This window comes from Paucibacter sp. JuS9, from assembly GCF_044043925.2.
GTDB lineage: Bacteria > Pseudomonadota > Gammaproteobacteria > Burkholderiales > Burkholderiaceae_C > JAUASW01.
This window is the reverse complement of record NZ_CP194172.1, coordinates 2,241,407-2,253,851: the sequence shown is the minus strand read 5'-3', so window position 1 is coordinate 2,253,851 and position 12,445 is coordinate 2,241,407. Positions and strand designations below refer to the sequence as shown.

Here is a 12,445-nt window from a genome sequence, read left to right as displayed (position 1 = left end):
GACCTTAACCGAATCCAGCCCTGCATGCCGACAGCCTATATCAGTCACCCCGCCTGCCGCCGCCACGACATGGGCGCCGGCCACCCGGAATGCCCCCAGCGCCTGGACGCGATCGAAGACTGGCTCCTGACCAGCGGCATTGACGTGGCCTTGCAACGCCATGAGGCCGTGGAAGTGAGGCCGGCTGATCTGGAGCTCGCCCACACGCACCGCTATGTGGCGGAGCTCAGTGAAACGCTGCAAGGCCTGGCCGCCACCGGTGAATCCCGTGCGATGGACCCGGACACCGTGGCCGGCCCGCACACCTGGGCCGCTGCCCTGCGCGCGGCCGGCGCAGCGGTGCAGGCCACCGACCTGGTGATCGATGGCGAAGCCGAGAACGCCTTCTGCGCCGTGCGCCCGCCGGGCCATCACGCCACGCGTGACCAGACCATGGGTTTCTGCTTCTTCAACAACCTTGCCGTGGCGGCGCGCCATGCGCTGGACGTGCGCGGCTTGAAGCGCGTGGCCATCGTGGATTTCGACGTCCATCACGGCAATGGCACCGAAGACATCGTCGCTGGCGACGAGCGCATCCTGATGGTCAGCATCTTCCAGGACCCGCTCTATCCCTATTGCGGCGCCGTGCCCAAGGGCGAGAACATGGTCAACCTGCCGGTGCCTGCTTACACGCGCGGCGGCGAGGTGCGCGAAATGATCGAGGCGCAGTGGATGCCCGCGCTGGAGGCGTTCAAGCCCGAGATGATCTTCATCTCGGCCGGTTTCGATGCCCACCGAGAGGACGATCTGGGCCAGCTGGGCCTGGTGGAGGCCGACTACGAATGGATCACGCAACGGGTGATGAGCGTGGCCCAGCGCCATTCGAAGGGTCGCATCGTGTCCTGCCTCGAAGGTGGCTACGCGCTCGGCGCGCTGGCCCGCAGCGTCGGCGTGCATCTGCGCACGCTGGCCGGTGTCTGATTTCCCTTCTCTTCCTTTTCGATGAATCAAGCGCTCAGCATGAATGAGCTGCAAGAGCTTCTTGCAGCCCTGCTCAAACCCGCCGCCTTGACCGAGCTGGCCCTGCTGCTGGCCAGCCTGGCCCTGGCCTGGCTGATCACCTGGCAACTGGCCCGTGCGCAGGCCAGCAACCAGCAAAGGCCGCTGTCCGTGTTGTTCGGTCGCCATGTGGTGGACGGCGTGCTGTTCCCGGTGCTGGCACTGCTGCTGGCCATGGGCGCGCGCAAGCTCCTGATCCACTGGGGCGTGCACCTCGCGCTTTTCAAGCTGGCGATTCCGGTGCTCGTCTCGTTGATGGCGATCCGCTTCACGGTGCGGGTGCTGACGGTGGCGATGCCGAACTCGGCCTGGGTGCGCCTGGTCGAACGCTTTGTGTCCTGGGTCGCGTGGCTGGGTTCCATCGTCTGGATCACCGGGCTGTGGCCCGATCTCCTGAAGGAGCTGGAAGGCAACGCCTGGAAGATCGGCGGCAAGCCGGTCTCGCTGCTGGACATCCTGCAGGGCGGCCTGGCCGCAACCGTGGTGCTGGTGCTGGCGCTGTGGATCTCGGCGGCCATCGAGGCGCGGATGATGCGCAGCGACAGCATCGACCTGTCGATGCGCAAGATCGCGGTGAGTCTCACACGCGCGGCGCTGCTTTTCATCGGCATGCTGGTGGCCTTGTCGGCAGCCGGCATCGACCTCACGGCCCTGGGTGTGCTGGGCGGCGCCCTGGGCGTGGGCATCGGCTTCGGCCTGCAGAAGCTGGCAGCCAACTATGTGAGCGGATTCGTCATCCTGGCCGAGCGGAGCTTGCGCATCGGCGACATGGTCAAGGTCGACGGCTTCGAGGGCCGCATCAGCGACATCAAGACCCGCTATACGGTGATCCGCGCCTTGAACGGCCGCGAGGCCATCGTGCCCAACGAGACCTTGATCACCACCCGCGTCGAGAACAGCTCGCTCGCCGACCCGCAGGTGCTCCTGAACACCGTTGTGCAGGTGGCGTACGACTGCGACGTCGAACAGGTGATGAAGCGGTTGGCGCAGGCCGTGGCGGGCGTGGCCCGCGTGCTGGCCACGCCCGAACCTGTGGTGCAACTGAGCAACTTCGCGGCCGACGGCCTGGAGCTGACCGTGAGCTTCTGGATCTCCGACCCGCAGAACGGCCAGGGCGGCGTGCGCTCGGATGCCAATCTGGCGGTGCTGAAGGCCTTGCGCGAGATGGGTGTGGAGATTCCCTATCCGCAGCGGGTGCTGCACGGCTTGTCGGCGCCAGCGCCAACACAGCCCGCTCAATAACAGCCTGCGCTCAAGCGCGCCACTCAGAAATCCGCGTCGAGCACGATGCGGTACCGCGCCTTGCCGGCACGCAGATGGTCCAGCGCCTCGTTCACCTGGCTCATCGGGAAGCGCTCCACCTGCGGCAGGATTTGATGGCGAGCCGCGAAGTCCAGCATCGTGGCCAGCAGGCGCGGCGAAGGCGTGGGCGAAGCCGAGAGGCCGCGCTGCCAGGAGAGCAGGGCGCCGCTCTTGAGCTGCAGCTTGTCGGTCACCACGCCCACGAGGTGGATGCGTCCCTTGGGGGCCAGGGTGCCGATCAGCGCATCCCAGTCGAGACTGGCACCAACGGTGACCAGGAGGAAGTCCAGCGAGCCTGCGGCAGCTTTGAGCTCGGCCTTGTCGACGCTGGAAACCGTCTTGTGCGCGCCGAGTGAGAGCGCCTCCTCGCGCTTGCTCGGCGACGAGGTGAAGGCCGTGACCTCGCAGCCCCATGCCCGCGCGAACTTGACCGCCAGATGGCCCAGGCCACCGATGCCGACCACGCCCACGCGGTCGGTCGGCTTGATCGAGTTGATGACGAACGGCAGGAAGACCGTGCCGCCGCCGCACATCAAGGGCCCGGCCGCGGCCGGGTCCAGGCCTTCGGGAATCGGCACCGCCCAGCTCCAGTGCGCGCGCAGCCGGTCGGCAAAACCGCCATGGCGGCCGATGATGGTGGGCTGGCGCTGGGTGCAGAGGTTCTGCTCACCGCCCAGGCAGAAGTTGCAATGGCTGCAGCTGCCGGTGTGCCAGCCTATGCCCACGCGCTGGCCGATCTTGCGGCCCTTGGCATGCGGACCGACGGCCGTGACGATGCCGACCACCTCATGGCCGGGCACGACCGGATAGTTCGTCGGGAACCATTCGCTCTCGATCATCGCGAGGTCGGAATGGCAGATGCCGCAATGCTCGATGCGGATCTCTACCTCCTCGTCGCCGAGCGGGCCTGCCTCGTAGTCGAAACGCTGCAGCGGCTGGTCCTTGGCGTGTGCGGCCCAGGCCTGGATCTTGGTGTTGCTCATGCGCGGCTCCCGGAAAGAACAATGCCGGCCATTGTGGCCGGCATCTCGGGAGGTTTCGGTCGCCTTGGCGTCAGCTGACGGCCGGGGGGCTCAGCCCTGCACGACGGGTATACCCACCGCCCGACCGGCAGCGATCTTTTGCTGCCACTCGGCCGGGCCGGTGATGTGGGCGCTGGTGCCGCCCGCGTCCACCGCCACCGTCACCGGCATATCGACCACGTCGAACTCGTAGATCGCTTCCATCCCGAGGTCGGCAAAGCCCACGACCTTGGCGGCCTTGATCGCCTTGGAGACCAGGTAGGCCGAGCCGCCCACGGCCATCAGGTAGGCGCTCTTGTGCTTCTTGATGGCCTCGATGGCGACCGGGCCGCGCTCGGCCTTGCCCACCATGGCGATCAGGCCGGTCTTGGCCAGCATCATCTCGGTGAAGCCGTCCATGCGGGTGGCCGTGGTCGGGCCGGCGGGGCCCACCACTTCATCGCGCACCGGGTCGACCGGGCCGACGTAATAGATGATGCGATTCGTGAAGTCCACCGGCAGCTGTTCGCCCTTGGCCAGCATGTCGGCGATGCGCTTGTGCGCGGCATCGCGGCCGGTCAGCATCTTGCCGTTCAACAGCAGGGTCTGGCCCGGGGTCCAGCTGGCCACCTCGGCCGGCGTGAGCGCATTGAGATCGACGCGCTTGCTCTTGTTGTAGTCGGGCGCCCAGTGCACGTCGGGCCAGAGGTCCAGGCTCGGTGGTGTCAGGTAGCTCGGGCCGCTGCCGTCGAGCACGAAGTGCGCGTGCCGCGTGGCGGCGCAGTTCGGAATCATGGCGATGGGCTTGCTGGCCGCATGCGTCGGGTAGGTCTTGATCTTGACGTCCAGCACGGTCGTCAGGCCACCGAGGCCCTGCGCGCCGATGCCCAGCGCATTGACCTTCTCGTAGAGCTCGATGCGCATTTCCTCGAGCTTGTTCTGCGGGCCGCGCTCCAGCAGCTCGTACATGTCGATGTCTTCCATCAACGATTCCTTGGCCAGCAGCGCCGCCTTCTCGGCCGTGCCGCCCACACCAATGCCCAGCATGCCCGGCGGGCACCAGCCGGCGCCCATGGTCGGCACGGTCTTGAGCACCCAGTCGACGATGTTGTCGCCCGGATTGAGCATGTAGACCTTGCTCTTGTTCTCCGAGCCGCCGCCCTTGGCCGCGACCGTCACGTCCAGTGTGTTGCCGGGCACGACCTCCATGAAGACCACGGCCGGCGTGTTGTCCTTGGTGTTCTTGCGCTCGAAGATCGGGTCCGACAGCACCGAGGCGCGCAGCTTGTTGTCGGGGTCGAGGTAGCCGCGGCGCACGCCTTCGTCCACCGCGTCCTGGATCGAGCCCGGGAAACCTTCCCAGCGCACATCCATGCCGATCTTCAGGAACACGTTGACGATGCCGGTGTCCTGGCAGATCGGGCGCCGGCCCTCGGCGCACATGCGCGAGTTGGTCAGGATCTGCGCAATCGCATCCTTGGCCGCCGCGCTCTGTTCGCGCTCATAGGCGCGCGCCAGGTGGGCGATGTAGTCGGTCGGGTGGAAGTACGAGATGTACTGAAGGGCGGCGGCGACGCTGTCGACGAGGTCGGCGTACTTGATCGTGGTGGTGCTCATGGCATGAACCCTTGGAATCGATGCGAAATTCTAGTGAGGCGAGCTTGCGCGAGCCTGATGCTCAGTGCTTGCCCTCGCTCGGCCCATGGCTGGCGCTCAGCAGCCGGTCGGTATAGGCGATGGCCATGGCCGAGAACAGGAAAGCGACGTGGATGAGCGTCTGCCACAGCAGCACCTTCTCGCTGTAGTTGTCGGCGTTGATGAAGGTCTTCAAGAGGTGGATCGACGAGATGCCGATGATGGCCGTGGCCAGCTTGACCTTGAGCACCGAGGCGTTCACATGGCTCAGCCATTCCGGCTGGTCGGGGTGGCCGTCGAGGTCCATTCGCGAGACAAAGGTTTCGTAGCCGCCGACGATCACCATGATCAGGAGGTTGGAGATCATGACGACGTCGATCAGGCCCAGCACCACCAGCATCAGCACCGTCTCGTTGAGCTTGACCAAGGGCTCGTAGCCGGTGACGTGGCCTAGCGCGTCCTTGATCGGCGCAGCCTTGTAGCCGATGCTCTTCACCAGAGTCGCGAGCGCTTCCTGGTTGCCGAAGGCAGCCTCAACCAGGTGCACCAGCTCGGTCCAGAACTGGAACACATAGACCGCCTGGGCCAATATCAAGCCGAGGTAGAGCGGCAGCTGCAGCCAGCGGCTGGCGAAAATCAGGCGGGGCAGGGGGCGCAGCGGTTTGGTCATGGGGTGGGTTACCACTTGGTTTCTGGATTGACCGTGATTCTAGGTGGAGGCCCGGTTGGTCATTCTTCACGGTTAGAGTAAGCGGTTCGTCAGAGACAGCAAGCAAAGTGCGCAGCAGTTCGCATTCAAATCCGCCCCGGAGACAAGACCATGAGTGAGCTCAAGAAATACCCGCCCAGCGCTGCCTGGATGGCCAATGCCCATGTGAAAGGCCCAGCCGCCTACCAGGCCCTGGTGGCCGAGGCCGAGGCCGACCACGAGGCCTATTGGGGCCGCCTGGCACGCGAGCTCCTGAGCTGGAAGCAGCCCTTCACCAAGGTGCTGAACGACAGCGAGGCGCCGTTCTTCAAGTGGTTCGAGGACGGCCTGCTCAACGTCTCCTACAACTGCCTGGACCGCAATATTGAAGCGGGCCTTGGCGACAAGACAGCCATCATCTTTGAAGCCGATGACGGCTCGGTGAACAAGGTCTCCTACAGCCAGCTGCTGGCCAAGGTGGCGCAACTGGCCAATGCCCTGAAGAAGCGTGGCGTGAAGAAGGGCGACCGCGTCGTCATCTACATGCCGATGTCGGTCGAAGGCGTGGCCGCCATGCAGGCCTGCGCGCGCATTGGCGCCACGCATTCGGTGGTGTTTGGTGGCTTCTCCGCTCAGTCTCTGCGCGACCGCGTGCAGGACGCCGGCGCGGTGATGGTGATCACGGCCGACGAGCAGCAGCGCGGCGGCAAGTCACTGCCCCTGAAGGCCATCGTTGACGAAGCGCTGGAAGGTGGCAGCTGCCCCACGCTGAAGGACGTCATCGTCTACAAGCGCACCGGCGGCAATATCGCCTGGGTGGCTGGTCGCGACCTGTGGCTGCACGAGCTCACCGCCAGCGAGTCGAATGTCTGCGAGCCGGAATGGGTGGAGGCCGAACATCCGCTGTTCCTGCTCTACACCTCGGGCTCGACCGGCAAGCCCAAGGGCGTGCAGCACAGCACCGGCGGCTACCTGCTGCATGCCGCGCTGACGACCAAGTGGACCTTCGACCTGAAGCCCGACGATGTGTTCTGGTGCACGGCCGACATCGGCTGGGTCACCGGCCACACGTACATCAGCTACGGCCCTCTGGCGCTGGGCGGCACCGAGGTCGTGTTCGAAGGCATCCCGACCTTCCCGGACGCCGGCCGCTTCTGGCAGATGATCCAGAAGCACAAGGTCTCGATCTTCTACACGGCGCCCACCGCCATCCGTTCGCTGATCAAGGCGGCCGAGAGCAATGAAGCCGTGCATCCGAAGAACTATGACCTGACGAGCCTGCGCCTCCTGGGCTCGGTCGGCGAGCCGATCAACCCGGCCGCCTGGGAGTGGTACTACCAGCACATCGGTGGCGGCAACTGCCCCATCGTCGACACCTTCTGGCAGACCGAGACTGGCGGCCACATGATCACGCCGCTGCCGGGCGTCACCACGCTGGTGCCGGGCTCCTGCACCTTGCCCTTCCCGGGCATCACCGCGGCCATCGTGGACGAAACCGGCAACGACGTGCCGAACGGGCAGGGCGGCATCCTCGTGGTCAAGAAGCCCTGGCCGTCGATGATCCGCACGATCTATGGCGACCCGGAGCGCTTCAAGAAGAGCTACTACCCGAGCGAACTCAAGGGCTACTACCTGGCGGGCGATGGCGCGATCCGCGATGCCGAGACCGGCTATTTCACGATCACTGGCCGCATCGACGATGTGCTGAACGTGTCAGGCCATCGCATGGGCACCATGGAAATCGAATCCGCCCTGGTCAGCTGCACCGATCTGGTGGCAGAGGCTGCGGTCGTGGGGCGCCCGGACGACACCACCGGCGAGGCGATCTGCGCCTTCGTGGTCTTGAAGCGCCCACGCCCGAGTGGCGACGAGGCCAAGGCGATTGCCAAGCAATTGCGCGACTGGGTGGCCAAGGAAATCGGCCCCATTGCCAAGCCCAAGGACATCCGCTTCGGCGACAACCTGCCCAAGACCCGTTCCGGCAAGATCATGCGTCGGCTGTTGAGGTCGGTGGCCAAGGGCGAGGCTGTGACGCAGGATACGAGTACGCTGGAGAATCCGGCCATCCTGGAACAGCTGGGTCAGGCTTACTGACCCAGCTGCTCCAGGGCCGCGCCTCGCGCGGGCGGCTTTGCCGCTGGACGGGTTCGGGGTTCACTCATATCGCTTGCGATGTGGGTGAACACCAAAATCCCGCTCGCGTACCACGATCAAAAACAGGCCCCGCAGGGCCTGTTTCAATTTGAGGCTCAAGGCCTCGCGATCACTTGATCGACAGCACCCAGGTGGCCAACTGCTTGGCTTCGGCCTCGGTGACTTGTGCGTTCGGAGGCATGCCCATGGGGCCGCCGAAGACGATCTTGCCGGGCACGCTGCCCTTGACGATGCGCTCGGCCAGGTAGGTCACAGCATCTTTCTGCCCCTTGTACTTGGCGGCCACTTCCTTGTAGGCAGGGCCGACCACCTTCTTGTCGACCTGGTGGCAGCTCATGCAATTCTTCTTCTGCGCCAGTTCGGCATTGGCGAAGGCGGCAGGAGCGGCCAGCAGGGCGGCGCTCAGGGCAATCAGGGTGGGCAGGGACTTCATGATTTCCTTTCGAAGGAGGGAGATCGTTCTGGACTACAGTCAGGCCAGCGCAGTTTCTGCGGATGATTGTATGCATGCCCGGCCCCCTTGCCGAGCATGGCAACACAGGACGGAAGCCATGTTTTTTATCATCATCGGTGTGCTGGGCCTCGCGCTCAAGCTGATCGGCTTCGGGCCGGTCGAAAACCTGAGCTGGCTCTGGGTCTTGTCGCCCTTTGGCATGGCAGTTGTCTGGTGGGCCTGGTCCGACAGCAGCGGCCGCACCACGCGGCTGGCCATGGACAGGCTGGACCAGCGCAAGGAAGCCCGCCGCCAGAAGCAGATGGCGGCACTGGGCCGCGATGACAACTCGCGGCGCCGGTAGCCAGGGCGCCTTGCCCTCTTGCTTGCTGACTTACTCGAAACGGTCCAGCACCGCGCCAGAACTGGCGCTGGAAGCATTCTTGGCGAACTTGGCCAAGACGCCGCGCGTGTAACGCGGCGCCGGCTTGACCCAGGCGCTGCGCCGTTTGGCAATCTCCTCGTCGCTGACATTCAGCTGCAGCAGCAATTGATGCGCATCGATGGTGATCGAGTCGCCTTCCTGCACCAGGGCAATGGTGCCGCCCTCATAAGCTTCGGGCGCGACATGGCCGACCACCATGCCCCAGGTGCCGCCCGAGAAGCGGCCGTCGGTGATCAGGCCCACGCTCTCGCCCAGGCCCTGGCCTATCAGTGCGCCGGTGGGCGCCAGCATCTCGGGCATGCCCGGTCCACCCTTGGGGCCGAGATAGCGCAGCACCATGATGTCGCCGGCTTTGATCTGCTTGGCCATGATGGCGGCCAGGGCCGATTGCTCGTCTTCGAACACGCGGGCCGGGCCGGTCATCACCGGACTCTTCAGGCCGGTGATCTTGGCCACGCAGCCTTCCGGTGAGAGATTGCCGCGCAGGATGGCCAGATGGCCCTGCGCATAGATGGCCTTCTCGACGGCACGGATCACGTCCTGCTCGGCGCTCAGGTCGGGCACGCTGGCCAGGTTCTCGGCCACGGTCTTGCCGGTGATGGTGATGCAGTCGCCATGCAAGAGGCCGTGCTTGAGCAGTTCCTTCATCACTGCCGGCACGCCGCCGGCCTTGTGCAGGTCCACGGCCAGGTACTTGCCGCTGGGCTTCAGGTCGCACAGCACCGGAATCTTCTTGCGCATGCGCTCGAAGTCGTCGATGGTCCAGTCGACTTCGGCCGCGTGCGCAATGGCCAGGAAATGCAGCACGGCGTTGGTAGAGCCGCCGGTGGCCATGATGACCGCCACGGCGTTCTCGATGGCCTTCTTGGTGACGATGTCGCGTGGCTTCAGGTCGGCCTTGACCGCCGCGACCAGGACCTCGGCCGCCCGCTTGGTGTTATCGACCACCTCGTTCTCGACGTTGGACATCGAGGAGGAGTAGGGCAGGCTCATGCCCAGGGCCTCGAAGGCCGAGCTCATGGTGTTGGCCGTATACATGCCGCCGCAGGAACCGCTGCCGGGAATGGCGCGCTTCTCGATCTGGCAGAAGTCCTCTTCGCTCATCTTGCCGGCCGAGAACTGGCCCACGGCCTCGAACACGCTGACGATGTTAAGGTCCTGGCCCTTGTAGTGGCCGGGCTTGATCGTGCCGCCATAGATGTAGATGGCCGGCACGTTGGCGCGCAGCATGCCCATCATGCCGCCGGGCATGTTCTTGTCGCAGCCGCCGATCACCATCACGCCGTCCAGCCACTGGCCGCCGACGCAGGTTTCCACGCAATCTGAAATCACCTCGCGCGACACCAGGCTGTACTTCATGCCCTCCGTGCCCATGGCCATGCCGTCGGAAATGGTCGGCGTGCCGAACAGCTGGGCATTGGCGCCGGCGGCCTTCAGGCCGATGACGGCCGCATCTGCGAGCTTTTGCAGGCCGGAGTTGCAGGGCGTGATCGTGGAGTGGCCATTGGCGATGCCGATCATCGGCTTGCCGAAGTCGCCTTCCTCATAGCCCATGCCGTAGTACATGGAGCGGTTCGGGGCGCGGGCAACGCCTTCGGTGATGTTCTTGGAACGGCGGTTGAAGCTCATGGTGCAGGCTGGATGGCTGGCTGGGATCGGCGCAGTATGAAGCGGTGGAGTTTGCTGATCAAATATATTCTTTCGACTTGATTGATACGTTTGGAGAATCAATGAGCATCGAGCTGCGAAGCCTGCGCCAGTTCATCGCCGTGGCGGAGGAGCTGCATTTCGGCCGTGCCGCCACCCGGCTGCACATGACGCAGCCGCCGCTGACGATGGCGATCCGCAAGTTGGAGGCGGAGCTTGGCGCCACGCTGTTCGAGCGCAGCAGCCGTTCCGTGCAGCTGACGCCGGCGGGCGCTGCGCTCCTGCAGCCAGCCCAGCGCCTGCTCGCCGAGGCGCAGGCGCTCGCGCCGCTGGTGCAGGCTGCGGCGCAGGGCCAGCGTGGCCGGGTGCGCCTGGGGTTTGTCTCGACGGTGGGCTACGGCGACCTGCCGCGGTGGCTGCGCGCCTTTCGCGAACAGCATCCTGACATCGAATTGAGCCTGCGCGAGGCCACGCTGGACGTGCAACTGCGGGAGTTCGCTTCCGGCGACCTCGATGCCGGCTTCATCATCCACGCGCCAGGCGCTCTGCCAGCAGGCTTCGAGGCGCTGACCGTGGCGCGCGAGCCGCTGGTGCTGGCGATGAGCGCCGAGGAGGCCCTGGCCGGCCGAGCCCGCCTCTCGGCCAAGGAGGTGCTGGCCCTGCCGCTCGTGATCTTCCCGCGCGAAATCGCGCCGTCTCTGTTTGACGCGGTGCTCGCTTTCTACCGCGACCATGGCGCCACGCCGCGCATCGTGCAGGAGGCGATCCAGATGCAGACCATCGTCAACCTGGTGTCGGCCGACATCGGCGTGGCCTGGGTCCCGGAAGGGCTGATGGAGCTGCAGCGCAGCGGCGTCGTGTACAAACGCGTCCGCGACGCGGCACCGGTGTGCGAGACCAGCTTGATCTGGCGGCCCGATGCGGCGCCGGCGGTGCAGCGCTTCGTTGCGCATGCAAAAGCGCAGTTGAAGCAGCACCGACAAGTGTCCAAAGTCAGTCGAGGGGCTCGGTGAATTCCCGGGTAACGGCAATGGGCGAGGGCCGTTGAGAGACGGCAGGAAATCATCTCTGGAGGAGAAACAATTGACCACCAAAAAAACGCATCGGATCACCGCGCTGGCAGCGCTGCTGGGCCTGGCCATGGGGACTGCCCATGCGCAGTTCAAGGACGCGCAATTGCAGGCACTGGTCGACTCGGGCAAGACCATCGAGCTGGAGCGGGTGGCGCAGGCACGGCTGTCTGCCAAGGCCGATGATGCCGAGGCGGCGGCCGCTCTGGGCATCATTGCCATGGGCTCGGGCGAGGAAAAGAAGATCGACGCCGCCGCCTCCCGCCTGGAGCATTGCACCGGCAAGCAGTCGCCGACGGCGCTGTGCCACTATGTGCTGGGCTCGCTTTCGGGCATGCAGGCGATGAATGCCAGCGTCTTTCGCATGCCTTCGCTTGCCGGCAAGTCGCGCGACAACCTGAGGCGGGCCGTGGAGCTCGATCCGCAGCTCTATGAGGCGCGCGAATCGCTCTTGCAGTACTACGTGATGGCGCCGGGCATCGTCGGCGGCGGTGCGGACAAGGCGCAGGCGCTGATCGCCGAGTCTGAAAAGATCAATGCCGAGCATGGCAAGCTGCTGCGCGCCAAGATGGCGTCTGCCGAGAAGCAATGGGCCGTGGCCGAGCGCGAGCTGGCTGCGGTCAAGCCGGGCGAGAACAAGGAACTGCGCGCAACCCTGCGCAAGTCCTGGAGCCAGCTGGGCGCTTCGCAGATGGCGGCCAAGCAGCACGATGCGGCCAAGGGCGTGTTCGAGCGCGTGCAGCGCGACTTTCCGGAGCACGCAGCCGGCAGCTACGGACTGGCCCGGGTGCTGACCGAGTTGAACAAGCCCGACGAGGCGGTGGCGCTGCTGGAGCGCGCCCGCAGCCTGGAAGGCAGCGCGGGCTATCCGATCGACTACCGCCTGGGCTTGGCATGGCTGGCCAAGGGCGACAAGGCGCAGGCCAAGGCCGCGCTGCAGCGCTATGTGGGAGACAAGGGCGCCAACCTGCGCAACCTCGAAGACGCCCGCAAGCGCCTGGCCGAGCTGGGCTGACGCGTTGGTCGGGCCGG

Annotated in this window: 11 protein-coding genes; 6 read left to right on the top strand and 5 right to left on the bottom strand. The window is 65.5% G+C overall.

Annotation, left to right across the window (positions count from 1 at the left end):
• Nucleotides 1-24: 24 nt before the first annotated feature.
• Both ABT392_RS10050 and ABT392_RS10045 read left to right on the top strand, forming a co-directional pair.
• On the top strand, nt 25-960 hold the full coding sequence (locus ABT392_RS10050; RefSeq protein ID WP_334275732.1) for a histone deacetylase family protein: 936 nt from the start codon (nt 25-27) through the stop codon (nt 958-960).
• Between the two features lie 39 nt (nt 961-999).
• On the top strand, nt 1,000-2,280 hold the full coding sequence (locus ABT392_RS10045; RefSeq protein WP_334275731.1) for a mechanosensitive ion channel family protein: 1,281 nt from the start codon (nt 1,000-1,002) through the stop codon (nt 2,278-2,280).
• 23 nt (nt 2,281-2,303) lie between these two features.
• On the opposite strand, the gene ahr is transcribed toward ABT392_RS10045, so the two are convergent.
• The 3 genes from ahr to ABT392_RS10030 all read right to left on the bottom strand — a co-directional run bounded on the left by ahr (nt 2,304) and on the right by ABT392_RS10030 (nt 5,646).
• Entirely contained in the window at nt 2,304-3,323 is a 1,020-nt protein-coding gene (gene ahr / locus ABT392_RS10040; RefSeq protein ID WP_464970965.1) for an NADPH-dependent aldehyde reductase Ahr, read from the bottom strand.
• Between the two features lie 90 nt (nt 3,324-3,413).
• The gene (locus ABT392_RS10035) at nt 3,414-4,958 is read right to left on the bottom strand and encodes a fumarate hydratase (protein WP_395385849.1); all 1,545 of its coding nucleotides are present in this window, start codon (nt 4,956-4,958) and stop codon (nt 3,414-3,416) included.
• 61 nt (nt 4,959-5,019) lie between these two features.
• On the bottom strand, nt 5,020-5,646 hold the full coding sequence (locus ABT392_RS10030) for a TIGR00645 family protein (RefSeq protein WP_334275728.1): 627 nt from the start codon (nt 5,644-5,646) through the stop codon (nt 5,020-5,022).
• Nucleotides 5,647-5,796: 150 nt separating this feature from the next.
• Between ABT392_RS10030 and acs the strand changes: the two genes are divergently transcribed.
• Entirely contained in the window at nt 5,797-7,758 is a 1,962-nt protein-coding gene (acs, locus tag ABT392_RS10025; protein WP_395385850.1) for an acetate--CoA ligase, read from the top strand.
• 169 nt (nt 7,759-7,927) lie between these two features.
• On the opposite strand, the gene ABT392_RS10020 is transcribed toward acs, so the two are convergent.
• A complete protein-coding gene (locus ABT392_RS10020; protein WP_395385851.1) occupies nt 7,928-8,251 on the bottom strand; it encodes a c-type cytochrome in 324 nt (107 codons plus the stop codon).
• Between the two features lie 118 nt (nt 8,252-8,369).
• Here ABT392_RS10020 and ABT392_RS10015 point away from each other — a divergent pair, with 118 nt between their 5' ends.
• Nucleotides 8,370-8,615 carry a TIGR04438 family Trp-rich protein gene (locus tag ABT392_RS10015; RefSeq protein ID WP_334275723.1) on the top strand — a complete coding sequence of 82 codons (246 nt, stop codon included), beginning with the start codon at nt 8,370-8,372 and terminating at the stop codon, nt 8,613-8,615.
• A 30-nt stretch (nt 8,616-8,645) separates the two neighbouring features.
• Here ABT392_RS10015 and ilvD read toward each other — a convergent pair whose 3' ends face one another.
• Nucleotides 8,646-10,325 (bottom strand): dihydroxy-acid dehydratase, encoded by a 1,680-nt coding sequence (ilvD, locus tag ABT392_RS10010; protein WP_395385852.1) that lies wholly within the window; start codon nt 10,323-10,325, stop codon nt 8,646-8,648.
• Nucleotides 10,326-10,426: 101 nt separating this feature from the next.
• Here ilvD and ABT392_RS10005 point away from each other — a divergent pair, with 101 nt between their 5' ends.
• Together ABT392_RS10005 and ABT392_RS10000 are read left to right on the top strand one after the other, a co-directional pair.
• On the top strand, nt 10,427-11,356 hold the full coding sequence (locus ABT392_RS10005; RefSeq protein ID WP_395385853.1) for a LysR family transcriptional regulator: 930 nt from the start codon (nt 10,427-10,429) through the stop codon (nt 11,354-11,356).
• A gap of 70 nt (nt 11,357-11,426) precedes the next feature.
• The gene (locus tag ABT392_RS10000) at nt 11,427-12,428 is read left to right on the top strand and encodes a tetratricopeptide repeat protein (protein WP_395385854.1); all 1,002 of its coding nucleotides are present in this window, start codon (nt 11,427-11,429) and stop codon (nt 12,426-12,428) included.
• Nucleotides 12,429-12,445: the final 17 nt, after the last annotated feature.